This is a genomic window from Syntrophotaleaceae bacterium, from assembly GCA_041390365.1.
Lineage (GTDB): Bacteria > Desulfobacterota > Desulfuromonadia > Desulfuromonadales > Syntrophotaleaceae > JAWKQB01.
The window spans coordinates 1,094,737-1,111,285 of record JAWKQB010000002.1 but is presented as its reverse complement, the minus strand read 5'-3'; the positions used below and the strand labels follow the sequence as shown (position 1 = coordinate 1,111,285).

General features: G+C 58.1%; 16 protein-coding genes and 1 other RNA gene. 4 read left to right on the top strand and 13 right to left on the bottom strand.

The genetic code is table 11. From position 1 onward, the window contains the following. Positions 1–10: 10 nt before the first annotated feature. The 3 genes from R2940_12195 to R2940_12185 are packed head-to-tail and all read right to left on the bottom strand — an operon-like array spanning position 11 to position 4,207. On the bottom strand, positions 11–1,627 hold the full coding sequence (locus R2940_12195; protein ID MEZ4600539.1) for a peptide-binding protein: 1,617 nt from the start codon (positions 1,625–1,627) through the stop codon (positions 11–13). 25 nt (positions 1,628–1,652) lie between these two features. Beyond that, complete coding sequence (locus R2940_12190) at positions 1,653–2,438, bottom strand: hypothetical protein (GenBank protein ID MEZ4600538.1); 786 nt, start codon at positions 2,436–2,438, stop codon at positions 1,653–1,655. Then, the gene (locus tag R2940_12185) at positions 2,435–4,207 is read right to left on the bottom strand and encodes a tetratricopeptide repeat protein (protein ID MEZ4600537.1); all 1,773 of its coding nucleotides are present in this window, start codon (positions 4,205–4,207) and stop codon (positions 2,435–2,437) included. Before R2940_12185 ends, R2940_12190 begins: the two co-directional genes overlap by 4 nt. A 242-nt stretch (positions 4,208–4,449) precedes the next feature. On the opposite strand from R2940_12185, the gene R2940_12180 reads away from it, so the two are divergent. The 3 genes from R2940_12180 to R2940_12170 all read left to right on the top strand — a co-directional run bounded on the left by R2940_12180 (position 4,450) and on the right by R2940_12170 (position 7,024). Continuing rightward, positions 4,450–6,021, top strand: coding sequence for an AAA family ATPase (locus tag R2940_12180; GenBank protein ID MEZ4600536.1), 1,572 nt, complete (start codon positions 4,450–4,452; stop codon positions 6,019–6,021). Between the two features lie 196 nt (positions 6,022–6,217). Then, positions 6,218–6,559, top strand: coding sequence for an STAS domain-containing protein (locus tag R2940_12175; GenBank protein MEZ4600535.1), 342 nt, complete (start codon positions 6,218–6,220; stop codon positions 6,557–6,559). Between the two features lie 24 nt (positions 6,560–6,583). Beyond that, positions 6,584–7,024: an ATP-binding protein gene (locus R2940_12170; GenBank protein MEZ4600534.1), complete on the top strand. Its 441-nt coding sequence runs from the start codon at positions 6,584–6,586 to the stop codon at positions 7,022–7,024. A 13-nt stretch (positions 7,025–7,037) separates the two neighbouring features. Here the strand turns inward: R2940_12170 and R2940_12165 are convergent, their stop codons facing one another. From R2940_12165 to R2940_12155, 3 genes are all read right to left on the bottom strand, one after another. Continuing rightward, positions 7,038–7,676, bottom strand: a complete 639-nt coding sequence (locus R2940_12165; protein ID MEZ4600533.1) for an HAD-IA family hydrolase — start codon at positions 7,674–7,676, stop codon at positions 7,038–7,040. Then, the gene (lgt, locus tag R2940_12160; protein MEZ4600532.1) at positions 7,673–8,458 is read right to left on the bottom strand and encodes a prolipoprotein diacylglyceryl transferase; all 786 of its coding nucleotides are present in this window, start codon (positions 8,456–8,458) and stop codon (positions 7,673–7,675) included. The genes R2940_12165 and lgt overlap by 4 nt, the downstream gene beginning before the upstream one ends. A gap of 73 nt (positions 8,459–8,531) precedes the next feature. Further along, positions 8,532–9,455, bottom strand: coding sequence for an RluA family pseudouridine synthase (locus R2940_12155; protein ID MEZ4600531.1), 924 nt, complete (start codon positions 9,453–9,455; stop codon positions 8,532–8,534). Between the two features lie 98 nt (positions 9,456–9,553). Here R2940_12155 and ssrS point away from each other — a divergent pair. Continuing rightward, positions 9,554–9,736: non-coding RNA, 6S RNA (ssrS, locus tag R2940_12150), on the top strand. Positions 9,737–9,859: 123 nt separating this feature from the next. Here ssrS and R2940_12145 read toward each other — a convergent pair. From R2940_12145 to aroA, 7 genes are all read right to left on the bottom strand, one after another. Next, positions 9,860–10,252, bottom strand: a complete 393-nt coding sequence (locus tag R2940_12145; GenBank protein ID MEZ4600530.1) for a PaaI family thioesterase — start codon at positions 10,250–10,252, stop codon at positions 9,860–9,862. A gap of 26 nt (positions 10,253–10,278) precedes the next feature. Beyond that, positions 10,279–10,563 (bottom strand): integration host factor subunit beta, encoded by a 285-nt coding sequence (locus R2940_12140; GenBank protein ID MEZ4600529.1) that lies wholly within the window; start codon positions 10,561–10,563, stop codon positions 10,279–10,281. 14 nt (positions 10,564–10,577) lie between these two features. Next, positions 10,578–11,462: a signal peptide peptidase SppA gene (gene sppA / locus R2940_12135; protein MEZ4600528.1), complete on the bottom strand. Its 885-nt coding sequence runs from the start codon at positions 11,460–11,462 to the stop codon at positions 10,578–10,580. A 61-nt stretch (positions 11,463–11,523) separates the two neighbouring features. Continuing rightward, a complete protein-coding gene (locus R2940_12130) occupies positions 11,524–13,275 on the bottom strand; it encodes a 30S ribosomal protein S1 (GenBank protein MEZ4600527.1) in 1,752 nt (583 codons plus the stop codon). A gap of 101 nt (positions 13,276–13,376) precedes the next feature. Then, positions 13,377–14,225 (bottom strand): 4-hydroxy-3-methylbut-2-enyl diphosphate reductase, encoded by an 849-nt coding sequence (locus R2940_12125; protein MEZ4600526.1) that lies wholly within the window; start codon positions 14,223–14,225, stop codon positions 13,377–13,379. A 140-nt stretch (positions 14,226–14,365) separates the two neighbouring features. After that, positions 14,366–15,043, bottom strand: a complete 678-nt coding sequence (cmk, locus tag R2940_12120) for a (d)CMP kinase (GenBank protein ID MEZ4600525.1) — start codon at positions 15,041–15,043, stop codon at positions 14,366–14,368. Between the two features lie 172 nt (positions 15,044–15,215). Further along, entirely contained in the window at positions 15,216–16,505 is a 1,290-nt protein-coding gene (aroA, locus tag R2940_12115) for a 3-phosphoshikimate 1-carboxyvinyltransferase (protein ID MEZ4600524.1), read from the bottom strand. Positions 16,506–16,549 lie beyond the last annotated feature (44 nt).

The window sequence follows — 16,549 nt, the reverse complement described above, 5'->3', positions numbered from 1 at the left end:
GCCTATGTCTTCAGCGCTGATACTTCTGTTCATCCTCAGGCACGTACCATTGAATGAAATTATGCATGATCCCCGCAGGAGCCGGTTCTATGCCTTGGACTCGACTGGCCACGGCCGGCAACGAGTCGGGCACGTACAGGAAAGTGTAAGGCTGTTCCTCGGCCAGAATCACCTGCAGGCGGTCATAAACTCTCTTCCGTTCAGCCTGGTCGAGGGACCGCCGCCCTGTTTCCAGAAGGCGATCGACCTCCTCGTTCCGGAACTGGATGAAATTCAGCTCCCTCGGACGGATCTTGCTCGAATGCCAGATTTCGTAACTGTCGGGATCGATAGGAATGGTCCAGCCCATGATGACGGCATCGAAATTCCCCGGCTCCAGGAATTCCTTCAGAAAGGAGGCCCATTCGAGAACCCGCAGCTTCACATCGATGCCCACCTCCCGGAACCGTCTCTGGATGATTTCACCGCTCTTGATCCGCTGATCGTTGCCCTGATTGGTCAGGATGGTGAAGGCGAAAGGCTTGCCGTCCTTGTCCAGAATGCCGTCGCCGTCGCTATCGGTCCAGCCGGCCTGAGCCAGCAGGGTCCTGGCCTTTTCAGGATCATAGGGATAACGGGGCACATCCGGGTTGTAGGGCCAGCTGCCGGGCTTGTAGGGTCCCGTTGCGACCTGCCCGAGCCCGAGGAGCACCCCCTCGACAAGCTCCTGTTTGTCGATGGCAAAGGACATGGCCTGGCGCACCCGTTTGTCCTGAAACAGGGGACGACGCAGGTTATAGCCGAGATAGGTGTAGGAAAAATCCGGATACCGATATTTGTTGAAACGGCGGTTGAAGGCCGGCGTGTTTGTCTGCATGGCATATTGCAGGGGGGTCAGGCCCATCAGGTCCAGACCGCCGGACTGCAGTTCCAGGAACATGGTGGAGGTATCCGGAATGACACGGTAGACCACCCGGCGCAGATAGGGCCGACCCTCATAATAATCCGGGTTGGCTTCCAGGACGATCTTCTCCCCACGGCGCCATTCCACGAACCGGTAGGGGCCCGTACCCACGGGTCGGCTGGAAAACGGGCTTTGGGTGATATCCGTTCCTTCCAGCAGATGTTTCGGATGGATGGCGAAAGCCCAGCTGATCAGGGCTGTCGCCAGCGGTTTTTTGTACGTGACGCGGAAGGTGTAGGGGTCGAGCACCTCGGCTTTGTCCACCTGCAGGTAGCGCTCGGCATAGGCGGTGGGGGTCTTCGGATCGACCAGCAGGCGGTAGGTGAAGAGGGCGTCTTCCGCGGTAAAGGGTTTTCCGTCATGCCATCGCACATCCCGCCGCAGGTGAAAGGTGATCGTCAGGTTGTCCTTTGAAATTTCCCAGCTTTCAGCCAGATCCCCCTCGACCTGCAGGTTCTTGTCGTAACGGACCAGACCGTTGTAGACCAGACCGTTGATATCGGAGGAAGCCGAGTCGGAGGCCAGCACGGGCAAAAGGTTGGAGGCATCGCCGATACTCCCCAGGATCAAGGTATCCCCGTAGGCCGGCTCGGCCTCCGCCAGCGGGACCGAATCCGGGTCCCTCTCGCTGCAGGCACCCAGCAAAAGGGCAAAACAAAGAAAAGCGATCCATTTAAGCGACATTCCCTATCCCTTCTCGATTATGGTTTCAGCCGGCGTTGTCAGGCAGCCATCGGACCTCGGTTCCTGCCGGAGGCTCCAGGACAAATCGCTCGGTCGGTATTTCTTGGTTCAGTTCCAGATCGGCATAATCCATGATCAGGCTGGCCTGTTGCAGCGGCATGGCCAGGGAAACCCTGCGGGGAAACGCGCCCGGCTGATCGTCAAACTGATCGTAGCCCACCCGCAGCAGCAGATCTCCCTGCCGATAGTATTCCACTCCGCAGAGCCGAAGCTTTCTATCGAAGGTCAGGATCTGGGCGTCCCCCCGGGCATCGGTCAGATGGAGAACGTACCGGTCCTCCTCAATGGACACCAAGCTGTCGACATAAGGAATCAGCGGGACGTCGTACAGTGCGAGACGGACCAGCTCCTCGACGCCCAGGGGCAGCAGGGTGAAGCGGGCCATGTTGCCCGCTGTGGCCGGTCCCTGCAGAAACAGCTGGTCCTTGGGAACGTGCACCGTCAGCAGGTTCCGGTGGACGGCCACGCGCAGAGCCGGCTGGTTGAAAAGACCCAGAATTTCGGTCCGCAGGTTGGCCGGTTTCTGCAGCAACACCACCTGGCGGGCATTGGTCGTTTTCCCCTCGATATCCGCACGGATGGCCGCCATCCCCCGCAGGGAATGAAAAGCCTTGCCGCTGGCGGCCGCCTGCTGCAGCAGGGTCTCTTCAGCAACCGGGGGCAGCGCCACTCGTGGAACCACCGGGCGGCAGCCGAACAGGGCCGAGCCGAGGCAGACCAGGATCAACAGAGAGATTTGCAGCCTTTTCATCTTGTGGATTCCTGTCCCTTCTTTTCTCCCCGGGAAGGGGATGTTTCATCCAGCCCCCGAAGCTTCTGTCGGGTCGCCTGGTCGTCGGGTGTCAGTTCCAGCACCTTTCGATAGATGGCCCGGGCCCGTTCATGCATCCCCAGACTTCGGTAAAGATCGCCCAGATGCCCGAGCACCACGGAATCTTCCGGCAACAGGGCGGCAGCGGTTTCCAGTTCGGGGCGGGCCTGATCCAGTCGCCCCATTTTGAAATAGACCCACCCGAGGGTATCCAGGATATGCCCTTCGTTGTTCAGGGCGGCGGCACGGCGGGCCAGATCCAGAGCCTCTTCCAGGTTCTCACCCTTTTCAGCATAGGCGTAGGCGATGAAATTGAGGGCCTCGGCATGTTTGGGATCGAGCTGGATCGTCCGTTTCATCTTCTCCAGGGCTGCGTCGCTGCTCCCCTCCCTTTCCAGCAGCAACCCGCTGTGATACAGCAGTTCAGGGTTCTCGGGGAGCGCCTGGAGCCCCTTTTTCAGCACCTCCCGCGCTTTGTCCACCTGATTTTGCTCCTCATACAGGGCGGCCAGGTAGGAATAGTGTTCCCCCCGCGGTTCCAGTCCCGGAAGGCGTTCGTTCAGGAGCCGGATGGCGTCGTCGATTTGGCCCATCCGGTGATACAGAAAAGCCAGGTGGCTGGTGGCGTCGCCAAAAAGCTCGGAATCGGCGGGGATGGCCAGAAAGACCTCGGCGGCCGGCTGCCATTTTTCCAACCGTTCCAGAGCCGTCCCAAGATAGAAACGAACCTCGTGCGATTCCGGAGCCAGCTGCAAAGCGCGGGAAAATGCCTCGGCGGCGGGCTGCCACTGGCGCTGTTCCAACTCTACCAGACCGCGAAGCCGATGGATTTCAGGATCATCCGGGCGACGGGCCAAAATTTTTTCCAATTCATCAAGAGCAGCATCGAAACGGCCGACGCTGGCCAGAAACCGGACAAAGCGAAGATGGAGCCCGTCGTTGGATGGGTTGTTCCGGAGAGCCTCCCGAAACAGGTCGACAGCTTTCTGCAGATCCCCCTGCTCCTGGTAGAGGCTGGCCAGTTCCAGATATGTGGATTCCAGTTCCGGACGCCGGGCAATGATATCCCGGAAAGTATCCTCCGCCAGGGAGGTCAAACCGATCTGGCGATAGATGCGGGCCAGGGTGAGACGGGCCAGCAGGGATTCGGGATCCCGCTCCAGCACCTTCTTCAGCACTGAGACCGCGGACTCGGCGTCTTTCGCCCTGGCGTATGCCACAGCCAGACGCAGCCAGGCGGCCTGATCGTCGGGATTCGACTCGATGATCCAGCGCAGATGAGGGATCGCCTTGTCGTCCTTTTCCAGATCAAAATAGACATTCCCCAGCAGTTCATGAATATAGGGGCTGTCGGGTTGCTGGAGCAGGGCATCTTCCGCGGCCCTGAGGGCCGGTTCGACCTGGTTCATCGAAAGGTGGAGTTCCGCTTTGAAAAGTAGCAGATAACCGGAATCGGGATCGAGCTGCAGGGCCTTTTCAAGAGCGCCAAGGGCCTTGGCGAATTCCCCATCGACAGCCAGGAGTTGGGCCCGACCATAGTGATATAGAGCCTCGCCTTCCGGCTCGACCAGCAGCGACCGGTAACGCTGGGGAGGCGTGTCCGAAGCAGGTGTTTCAGCCGGCGCCGGAGGGATTGAGTTATCTGTCGCCGCCGCCAAGCAGCCGTTCAAACACGTCAAAATCAGCAGATACAGCAGAAACCTTACCATGATTCAGGCTCCCATGGATTTCACAAAACAGTCAAAGGAATAGGCAAAAGGGCTGGGTCGCGCTGACCTGTTGCGGCAGGCACTGGGGGTTATTCGGATTCGAAAAAAAACAGAGTAAGGGTTTTGTACCACAGTCCCATCTTAGCGTCAATTTCAGCAATTGAAACAGAAATATCCATTCCGCGACACTTTACACGGCTTCCGGCTGTGATACCTTTCTCAGAGGAAAGGCTCTGCTACGGATGAACCAGGAAACTCTGCATCATGCCCTCATGAACCCGGAGACCTTCTCGAGTCCTCGAGGCCCCGTACAGTTCAAAGAAACCCACGCGTCCCGCTTGTACTTTCTCAATGGCACTGTTTACAAGGTCAAGAAACCGGTCAATTTCGGGTTTCTCGATTTCACTTCACTGGAGCAGCGCCGCTTCTACTGCCATGAGGAAGTCCGTCTCAATCGCCGGCTATGTCCGGACATCTACCTGGGAGTCGCGGACATCCGGCTGGAGGGGGGAAGAATCGTTTTGAACGGGCCCGGCACCACCATCGATTATGCAGTTGTCATGCGTCAACTGCCGGAAAACCTTCTGCTTTCCAATTTGCTTTCGGAAAATGATCCTGATCTACCCGGCAAAATGCCCCGCCTGGGTTGCAGAATCGCCGAGTTTCATTCCCGTCTCGAACCTGTGCAGGACCCCCGACAGGAAGGATCCCTCGAGACGATCCGCAGGAACTGGCAGGAGAACTTCGACCAGACCGCTCCTTTTGTCGGCCGCACCCTGCCCCCCCGGACCTTCCATCTGATGCGGTGCTGGGTGGAGCATTTTCTGGCGAGAAACCAAGACCTGCTGCGGCGTCGGGAAACGGAGGGGTTTGTCCGGGAAGGCCATGGCGATCTTCACTGCGAGCATATCTGCTTTACGGAACCGATCTGCATCTACGACTGCATCGAATTCAACCGCCGCTTCCGGGTCGCGGACGTGCTGGCCGATCTGGCCTTCCTGCTGATGGATCTTGAATTTCGCGGTCGACCCGATCTTGCCTCAGGCGTTCTCGCCAGCTATACCGAAGGCCGGCAACCGACGGATGAAACAGCCAGACTTCTGGTTTTCTACAAGGTCTATCGGGCCTGGGTCCGGGGAAAGGTGGAGTCCTTTCTTTGTGCAGATGCCGCAGCACCGGCCAGCACCCGCCGGGAAGCCGCGGCTAAAGCAGCACGATACTTCAATCTGGCTCTCGGCACCATCTGTCCCCCAGCGCTCATCGCCACCTGCGGGCTGATGGGCAGTGGAAAAACGACGTTGGCAAAGGCCCTGGCCGGTAGTCTGCGCGGCCGACTGATCCGTTCCGACTTGCTGCGCAAGGAGTTGGCAGGGATCAACAGCCGGGCAAGGCAGACCGAGGATTATTTGCAGGGCATCTACAGCCCGGATTTTTCCGATCGGACTTATGCCCTGCTGCAAACCCTCGCCCTGGATTCCGTGGAAAAGGGGAAAACGGCCCTGGCTGACGCCTCCTTCTCCCGGTATCAGAGAAGGGAGTCCCTGCGCCGGGCGGCAGAAGGACGAGGGGTTCCCTGTCTGATTCTGCATGTTGTCTGCAATCGGGACACGATGCTGCAGCGTCTCGACCGGCGGCAGCACGATTCCGCAGAAGCTTCGGATGGACGACGGGATCTTTTAGACCGCCAGGCGGCAGCTTTCGATACGCCGCAGCCGGAAGAGGATCTGCTCGAGGTCGATGGCCAGGCCCCTGTGGAGTCGACCGTCGCCGAAGTTTTGTATCAGTTGCTGGAAAAATACGGCGACAGGTCCTGACTTTCAGGAATGCCCTGCTGCGGCCTGATCTGCCAAAACCCTTCGTTTGACGGGAAAGACAGTTCTCGAACGATCACCAAACATGCTATCATTTAGCCAATGATCTGGAACCCGGCAAACATGTCCTTTCGTCGAATGGGGAATTACGCCAGGTTCTTCACACTGAAATACCGAAAAACGGCAGGGGAGAAAGTGAATGCAGACCAAAGTTGCTGAAAATAACGCGATCGTCCTGATTGAAGTCAAGGAAGAGAGACTGGATGCCCATAACAGTTCGGATCTGAAAGGCCAGATGCTGAATCTTTTCGAGGAGGGGAAGAAGGACATGGTGGTCGACCTCGGGGAGGTGCGCTTCGTCGATTCTTCCGGACTGGGTGCCCTAGTTTCGGGGTTCAAGAACGCCAGTGCCCGAAACGGCAATCTGAAACTCTGCAATCTTCAGCCGCAGGTGCAATCGATGTTCGAGCTCACCCGGCTGCATCGGGTATTCGAAATCTTTCCGGACCAGGTAAAGGCCTTCGAGAGTTTCGGGGAATAAAAACAACCGCCGGCCGGTGGCAGAATGAATGAAAAAATCGAGTTAGACATCCGGGTGCCCAACGAAACCCGCTACCTCAGCCTGATCGGCAAAATCGGCGAGTCCCTGGCGCAAACCCTGCAAAAATACCGTGGGGATCGGGAAGAGCTGGCCTATCACATCAATCTGGTTTTGACCGAAGCCGTTGCCAACGCCATTAAACATGCCCGAGCGGAATCACCTGCCGATGAAGTTCACATCAGCATCAGCATACAGGACCACCGCCTGCTGATACGGGTTTACGACCAGGGTCAGGGGTTCGATATCTGTTCCCTCCCGACTACCGAGCAGGAACTCGAGGATAAATGCCTGCAGGATCATGGCCGGGGTATCTATATCATGCGGGCATTGATGGACAGGGTCAGCTACCGGCGGATGGCCCAGGGCAATGTCCTGGAAATGGAAAAAACTCTGAAATCCCCTTGATTCCTGCAGAACCTCAAAGGACTCCCGAAGCTGGGGGAAACACCAGGTTCAACAGCTCCTCATGGTCTTCGATCCTGAAGTCCCCATCGAGGGGCTTTTTGTAGGCCGCGAAAGGGATTCCCGCCTGCCGGGCCGCCTGGAGATCCAGTTCTGAATCGCCGACGAACAGCAGCCTCTCCGGCACGATCCCCAGGCGCTGCGAGGCCAGCAGCAGCATATCCGGGCTGGGCTTGGGCTGCTTTACATCCCGGCTGGTGACGACAGTTTGGAAATAGCGGTAGAGGTCGAAATGGCCCAGCAGTTCCGCCATGCTGTTGCCCCGGTTGGTAGCGACCGCAAGAGGAATCTGTTGCGACAGCCGGGCGAGTACCTCCCGGATGCCCGGTTCAGGCACCATCAGTGATATGAACTGACGGAACCCTAGGTCCCTGGCCAGAGCCAGCGCCTCCTCCACCCTGTCGGCACCGAGCAGAACCTCGAAGACCCGGGGAGTGGCGGCGGTATGGCACAGATGGACCCTTTCCGCGTCCTCGAGCGTCACCTCCGGTTCTCCCAGTTGCCGCAGGATCGTGTTGTAATAAGCCAGGTTCGCCTGCAGGCTCTCGAACAGCACCCCGTCGCAATCGAAAATGATACCGTCCGCTGCAGTCACTGCGTCCTCCCGGAAACCCGAAGCCAGACCAGTCCCCCCACACCTGCAAGAATCATTGGAACCGAAAGCATCTGCCCCATGGTCACCCCTGCCCAGAGAAATCCGAGGTGAGGGTCGGGCTGCCGGAACAGTTCAGCCACCAGGCGGAAGACCCCATAGAACAGCAGAAAACTGAAAAAAGGTACCCCGCTGGCCACCTTGCGGCGATGGAGAAAATAGAGGATGGCGAACAGCAGAATCCCTTCGAGAAACGCTTCGTAAAGCTGACTGGGATGACGGGGCAGCGGCCCGGCCCCGGGGAAGACCATCCCCCAGGGAACATCCGTTTCCCGCCCCCACAGTTCGCCGTTGATGAAGTTTCCCAGCCGTCCGAGCCCCAGGCCGATGGTGGCGGCCGTAACCAGGATATCTCCGGTCAGCAGATAGGGCTTTTTCTTTTTCCAGCAGAAGAAACAGGCGGCCGCCACCACTCCCAGCAGCCCGCCGTGAAAACTCATTCCGCCCTGCCAGACGGCAAGAATCTCGAGGGGATGCTGCAGGAAGTAAAGTGCATCGTAGAACAGAACGTAGCCCAGCCGACCGCCCAGGATGACTCCCAGCATGGAGTAGAAAAGCAGGTCGGAAAGTTCGTCGCCGGAGAGAGGCATTTTGCGCAGTCGGGCGAGATGGCGAATAAGAAAGAAGGCGGCAACGAATCCGAGCAGATACATCAGCCCGTACCAGCGAACAGCCAGGGGACCTATCTGAAAGGCGACCGGATCGATATCTGGATAAGCTAACATCATATTTCCCGTATGGTGTTGAAGAAAGTGTTTCTGCTCGGGTTTTTGAAGACCGATTCAAGCCCCCATAAGATCAGCCCGATTCCTTTTGCAGTTCCCTGATGACCTTGAGCATGTCCGCGGGCAGGGGGGCGGTCAGCGCAAGATTCTCTCTGGTGACCGGATGAACCAGTTCCAGGCTGAGGGCATGAAGCATGTGCCTGGGGATGACGGTCTCTGCCACGCGGTCGACACCTCCGTACCTGGTATCCCCGAGCAGAGGGCAGCCTGCTTCGGAAAAATGCACCCGGATCTGATGGGACCTGCCCGTCGGGATTTCAACCTCGACCAGGGATGCACCTTCCAGTTCCTCCCTCACACGGTAGCTGGTAATCCCTTCCTTGCCTCCCCTGTCCACGCTCTTCATCAGATTCGTCCGATGCTGGCGGGCAAGAAGCGAGCGGAAGGTCCCTTCCCGGTCCGGCAGCCGTCCCCCGATCAGAGCCAGATACTTTTTCCGAACCTTGTGTTCACTGAACAGCTTGGTCAGACCTCGATGCGCAGCGGGATGGACGGAAAATAGGGCCACTCCGGAGGTGTCGCGATCGAGGCGTTGCACCATTCCGACCTGAGGTGCCTTCCTGCCCGACCCCGATCCCAGGTACCTGAGAATGGTTTCGTAGACCGTCCCCTTGTAGCGGGCATGGGTGGGTTGAAAATCGATTCCGGCCGTTTTGTTGATAGCAAGCAGATAAGGATCCCGAAAAAGAATGTCACCAGGACCGAGTTCGGCAACAATCAGAGGCATCCCATCCAGATAGACTTCAATCTGCTGCCCGGCCTTGACCGGAAAGGAGCAGCGCCCCACCCGCCTCCCATCGACATGAACCCCTCCGAAATCGATGACTTTCCGGGCCATGGCCCGGGACAGTTCTCCAATCTCATTTGCAATAAACTGATCAAGCCGCAGATCCCCGACAGGATCGACGACTTTCAATCGGTATGTTTTCCGGGACAAGACCGCTCCGATCATTTTGACCCGTCGCCTGGATATCCCATCCGATTGACAAGTCATAAATTTTTGCTAATCTCACTACAAAGGGCTTCGCGCCTGATCTCCCTCTGGGATGTGCGGGCTTTGCTTCCGTTTCATTGACCAACAGTTTGTCGTGCAGCTTATTGACCTGCGCCGTGGTGAGCCAGCCCACCCTGCAGTGGGACGCCTGAAGCGGCTGTCAAGGGCGGAAATAGTTCTGTCCGGTCATGACAAAGGACGGCACCCGGCATCCCGGAGTCGATCCCCTTGAGCCAGGGGCAAGGGAACCTCGATCCCCGCAAATAAAAAGGCCCGGTTCGCCAGAACGGGGCCTTTTTAAATGAAAATCCCTGGCACCAGGAAGGTTCCGACGCAGGATTTCCTTTTCACTGATCCAGAACATGCCCGTCCAGCACATAGCAGACAAAATTTCCTTCGAAGACAAGCCGTTCTTCGACAAAAACCTGACAACGCACAAGGCGCTTGCGCCCTTTTTCCTCTTCCAGTTGAGCCCGGGCCACCATGACCTCACCGCATCTCACCGGAGCGAGAAATCGGGTTTCCGCACCCCCAAGCACGACATTGGGATGGTTGACCGCCAGCATGGCGGCGTAATCCGCAAGCCCGAAGGTAAAACCTCCATGAACGAGCCCCCGGGGGTCGGCGCACATCTCCGCATTCGTCAGCAAACGAGCCGCAGCCATGCCGGGCGCCAGTTCCACTGGCTCACCCACATAAACCGGGGATATGGAAGGATGTGTTTGTTGATGGATCCCCATGGTGCCTTTTCCCCTAAAGGATCAACTCAATCCTGGCCGTTGACCCGTTCCCTGAGTTCCTTGCCGGTTTTGAAAAAAGCGGTTTTTTTGATGGGAATCTTGACGATTTCTCCACTTTTGGGATTCCGTGCTTCCCGGGCTTCCCGGGTACGGATGGTGAAGGACCCGAAGCCGCGAATTTCAACCCTCTCCCCCCCGACCAGTGCATTGCGGATACTGTCGAGCACGGTATTCACCACCAGTTCGGACTCTTTTTTGCTCAAAAGACCGTTTTTGAAAGAAAGCTGCTCAATCAGTTCACTCTTCGTCATATCAACCCTCCCCTTTATTTAGCAGACCAGAGAAACTCCAGGCCGACATTGTCTTCTTTGAGACTCTGCCTGACCAGCCGAGTAGTTTCCTGCACAAAATATTCCAGCAATGCAGCCTTGTCGCGCTGGGGATAGACCACCTTCGGTTCCCCCTCGATACCGGCCAGTTCCGCAGTGACACGAATAGCTTCCTGATATCCCCCCAGTTGGTCAACCAACCCCGATTCCATGGCCTGGCGCCCGGTAAAGATGCGCCCGTCGGCTATTTCACGTACCTGCTGCACTTCAAGTCGGCGGCCTTCGGCCACCGCGGTTACGAACTGCTCATGGACGTCCCCTATCAGATTCTGCAGAAGTTGACGATCCACCTCGGACATGGGCCGGAACGGGGATCCTATATCCTTGTACTGTCCGCTTTTGACCACCTGACTTTTAAGGCCAATTTTTTGAAAAAGCTCCTGCAGATTGGTGAACTCCATGATCACCCCGATGCTGCCGGTGATCGACCCGGGGTTGGCCAGAATCCGATGGGCGGGAACAGCGATATAGTATCCGCCCGATGCGGCTACAGAGGCCATCGAAACAACGACCGGCTTGGCCGCGGCCAGGGCTTTCACTTCCTGATAGATCTCCTGGGATGGACTGACGCCGCCACCAGGGGAATTGATTCTCAGCACGACCCCCTTGATGGAGTCGTCCTCCCGAAACGCGTTCAACTGCTCGACGATATCTTCGGAGGCTAGAATTGCGCCGTTAACCTCCACGAAGCCGATCTTGTCGCCCAGTGTAAAGCTGCCCGAAGGGCTTGAGATACGGCCGAGAACGAGAACCAGCAGGAAAAAGAAAACGAAAATGGCCCCAAAGGTCAGCAGGGCCATTACGAAAGGCTTTTTCTTCATCGCATATCCACAAGAAACAGGTCCCCGCGCATGACGCGGGGACCTGAACTAAATGAGAAAATTATTCGTCTTCGTCTTCGTTTTCGCCACCGGCCTTGTTCAGCGCGCCTTGCAGGATATCGCCGAAATTGGATGTAGCATTCTTCTGGGCACCGATAAAAGCGTCCACTTCGGCTTTTTCCTTCCGCTCCGCCAGGTGTTTGATCGACAGCGCGATCTTCCTCTCCGAGGTGTCGACATTCAGGACCACGGCTTCCAGCTCATCGCCGACCTTGGCGAAGTCCTTGGGAGAGTCGACCTTGTCCTTGCTGATTTCGGATACGTGGATCAGACCTTCAATCCCTTCCTCCACTTCCAGGAAGATGCCGAAATCGGTCACCGAGGTTACCCGGCCCTTGATCATGGTCCCGGGTGCGTAACGGGTGGTGATGGTCTGCCAGGGATCGGAATTGAGCTGTTTGATGCCGAGGGAGAAGCGCTCGTTATCCCGATCGATGTTGAGAACCACGGCCCGGACCAGATCACCTTTCTTGTAAAGCTCGGAAGGATGCTTGATCCGCTTGGTCCAGGAGAGGTCGGAAATGTGAACCAGACCGTCGATACCCTCATCAACTCCGACGAAAATCCCGAAATCGGTGATGTTCTTGACCTGCCCTTCGATGATGGTGCCGATGGGGAATTTCTCCCCGATGATATCCCAGGGATTGCGCTCGACCTGCTTCAGGCCGAGGGAAATCCGCCGGTTGGGAATATCGAGGGCCAGCACCACAGTTTCGATCTCGTCGCCGATATTGAGCAGCTTGTTGGGATGCTTGATCCGCTTGGTCCAGCTCATCTCCGAAACATGGACGAGACCTTCCACGCCTTCGGCGAGTTCGATGAATGCGCCGTAATCGGTCAGGCTGACGACCTTGCCGGTCACCTTGCAGCCGACAGGGTACTTCTCGGAGACATTGAGCCAGGGATCGGGGATCATCTGCTTCAGGCCGAGAGAGACGCGCTCCCGCTCCTGGTCGAACTTGAGGACCTTGACATTGATCTTGTCACCCACCGCCAGTACGTCGGAGGGATGGGCAACGCGACCCCAGGACATGTCAGTGATGTGCAGCAGGCCATCGATGCCGCCGAGGTCGATGAACGCACCGTAGTCGGTGAGGTTCTTGACCACGCCATCAACTTCCTGGCCCTCCTCGAGCGCCCGCAGGGTGTGTTTGCGCTGGCTCTCCCGCTGCTCTTCGAGGAGCACCCGCCGCGACAGCACGATATTCCCGCGACGTTTGTTGAGCTTGATGATCTTGAACTCGAAGGTTTCCCCGAGCAGTTTGTCCAGATTGCGTACGGGCCGCAGATCGACCTGCGATCCGGGCAAAAATGCCGCCACGCCGATATCGACGGAAAGGCCGCCCTTGATGCGGCTGGTAATCCGTCCTTCAACCACCGCATCTTCCTCGAGGCCGTTCCAGATTTTCTGGCGGTCGGCTTTTTCCTTGGACAGACCGATGAGACCGTTTTCGTTTTCCCGTTTCTCGAACAGAACGTCGATCTTGTCGCCAACCTCCACGTTGACCTTGCCGTTCTCATCGGCAAGCTCGCTGATCGGGATGATCCCTTCGGATTTGTAGCCGACATCAACCACGACCGAATCGGGATTGATCTGGACGATGGTCCCCTCGACCACGTCCCCCACGTTCAGTTCCCTGATGCTGTTCTCAAAAAGTTCGCTGAAACTCTGCTCACCCTCGTCGAACTCCTGCTCGTCGCCAAACAGATCTTTTTCAATGTTTTTGTTGATAGTTTCTTTGCTTTCCACCATTTAAGTAAGTTACCCCCTCACAATATTCCTGTCGCAGAACGACAGTATGACGCGAAGTCATAGGGGGCAACCTATCACGGGACGGGCAAAAAAACAAACAATTATTTTTTTTCGCCGGCGATCCCTCTGACCCTTTCGACCACCTCGTCGATGATCCACCTGGGGGTGGAAGCCCCTGCGGTTATACCTGTGATCTCCACACCGGCGAACCATTCGCCCCGGATCTGGTCGGCGGTTTCGACGTGATAGGTGCGGGCCTGAATGTCCTTGCAGATCTGCGCAAGCCGGGTTGTGTTGGCGCTGTTGAAGCCGCCGACCACCAGCATCAACTGGGACTCCCTGGCGATTTTCCGGGCTTCATCCTGGCGCACCGAGGTCGCATCGCATATGGTGTTGAAGACCCGGACCTCCTTGCACTTTTCCAGGCAGACGTCGGTCACCTGTCGAAGATTTTTGAAGGACTGGGTCGTCTGGGCGACGATGCCGATTTTGCTCCGGTTCGGCAGCCTCCCTGCCTCATGCCAGTCAGCGACGACGAAAACCTCACCCCCCCGGGTATAACTGATGATGCCCTGCACCTCCGGGTGATCCCTTTCCCCGACCAGCACCACCGAATAGCCTTCTGCGCACAACTTGGTGGCGTAGTCCTGAGCCTTTTTTACAAAGGGACAGGTCGCGTCGACGATGCTCAGATTGCGGCTGTGGATATGGTCGAGCTCCTCGGCGGTGATGCCATGGGAGCGGATGATGACCTCCCCCTCCCCGATGTCTTCGACCCTGTTCACAACCTTCACCCCCTTGTCTTCGAGGGCCTTGACCACCTGGGGCGAATGGATGATAGGGCCCAGGGAGCAGATGCTCGCATTCTTCTCCGCAGCCTCGAAGGCCAGCTGGGTAGCCCGTTTGACTCCGAAGCAGAACCCGGCACTGGCGGCCAGTATGATTTTCACCGGAAAGCACCTTTCGAATGGAGTGAAAGCTACAATTGGTCGGGCAATTCGGTTTATCGTTGCAAATCCGATTACGATTACGACAACCGTTTCGCTAACGCTTCACGACAACGAACATCAATAGACACCGATACAGGTTGCTATCTGGTCTCCCGCTCCCGAATCACCCGAACCATTTCCTGCAGAACTTCATCAATGTTCATGCGGGTGGTATCGATGGCCAGGGCATCCGTGGCCTGGATTAGGGGAGCGTGTTCCCGAACGGAGTCGGCCTCATCGCGCGCCTGAACTTCGGCCACCGTCTTCTGGAGATCCACCGGAAGCCCTTTTGCCTTCAATTCCTCGTAGCGCCGGCGGCCCCGTTCCTCGGGACTCGCCAGAAGGAAAAATTTGACATCGGCATCAGGGAAAACCACCGTACCGATATCCCGCCCTTCGAGCACCACTCCGCCATCGGCACCCATCTTCCGCTGCAGACCGACCATGGCCCGGCGAACCTCAGGCACCGCCGAATAGCGGGAGGCCAGCATGCTGGCCTCCGGGGTGCGGATCGCCTCGGAGACATCCTCGCCATCCAGAATCACCCGCTCCCCCCCATCCTTCCGCAAAAACTCGATCCGCAAGCGATCGCACATCAGGGCAAGGCCTGCCCCATCCTCGGGAGGAATCCCCGCTCGTGAAGCGGCCAAAGCTACGGACCGGTACATGGCCCCGGTATCGATATTGGTATAATTCAACGCCCTCGCCAGCAGTTTGCTGAGAGTGCTTTTCCCCGAACCGGACGGCCCGTCGATGGCGATGATCAGTTTTTTATTCACGGTAGATCCTTTTAACTGCGTGAGGTGTGAGGGGTGAGGAGTGAGGAGTAAAGCCAACAGCCAAATCATTCACTCCAGCATTCCTATCTTCCAAGACATAACTATAGCCTTCAGCCTTGCCCTGCTCCTCACTCCTCACTCCTCACTCCTCACTCCTCACTCCTTATAGCTTTCATTTCCTCACCGACCGAAGCAACTCCCAGAATCCCGGGAAGGAGGTTTCCGTGCACTCAGTATCATCGATGACTACCGGGCCATCGGCTCGCAGGGCGGCCGCGGCGGCGCTCATGGCGATGCGATGATCGCCGTGGGAACAGACGCTGCCGCCCCGCAGAGCGGGCGCTCCGGTAATGGACATGCCGTCTTCCCGGGCTTCGACCTCGCCGCCCAGCAGGGTCAGGACCTCGGTCATGGCGGCGATCCGGTCGGTCTCCTTGACCCGCAGTTCCCGGGCATCCCGGATCAGGGTGGTCCCCTCGGCGAAGCAGGCGGCAACACTGATTACAGGAAATTCGTCGATGGCGCGGGGAACCAGTTCGCCGCCGATTTCGATGCCCCGCAGGGGACTGCCGCGCACCAGCAGGTCGGCCACCGGCTCACCGGACAGTTCCCGGGCGTCCTGCAATTGGATGTCCCCACCCATTTCACGCAGGATATCGATGACGCCGCTGCGGGTGGGGTTGATGCCGACCTGGCGGATAAGCAGTTCGGAGCCGGCGGTGATCAGGGCCGCCACCAGGAAGAAGGCGGCCGAGGAGATGTCGCCCGGCACAAAGACTTCCCTTCCCTCCAGCACGGGCCCTCCGGCGATGGTCACTCCGCCGGGGAAAGGGCGGACGTCGGCACCGAAATAGGTCAGCATCCGTTCACTGTGGTCGCGGGACAGATGCGGTTCGCGGACCGTGGTTTCGCCTTCGGCATAGAGTCCGGCCAGCAGCAGGGCCGACTTGATCTGGGCGCTGGCGATGGGAGAGTCGTAGCGGGCGGCGGACAGCGGACCGCCCTGAATGGCCAAGGGTGCCAGTTCCCCCTCCTGCCGGCCCCAGATGCGTGCCCCCATGGCGGTCAACGGCCGCACCACCCGCTTCATCGGGCGCCTGCGAAGGTACTGGTCGCCGCTCAGCACGCTGAAAAAGGACTGTCCCGAAAGCAGGCCGAGCATCAAGCGCATGGTGGTGCCCGAGTTGCCGCAGTCGATAACATCGGCCGGTTCCCGCAGGCCCCGAAGCCCCCGCCCCTCGATCCGCAGCCGGCCGTCGGCCAGCTCTTCGATGGCTACCCCCATGGCGCGGAAGGCGTTCAGGGTGGCCCGGTTGTCTTCCCCCTGAAGAAAACCGTGCACGACAGTGGTCCCCTCTGCCAGGGAGCCGAGCATGATCGAGCGGTGGGAGATCGATTTGTCGCCGGGGACGGTGATTTCGCCCCTGAGGGGCGAGCCCGGTTCAATGGTTTGCCTTGTCATAGAATGCATCCGTAAATGATTGCGGAATGTTGAGAACTGCCGCG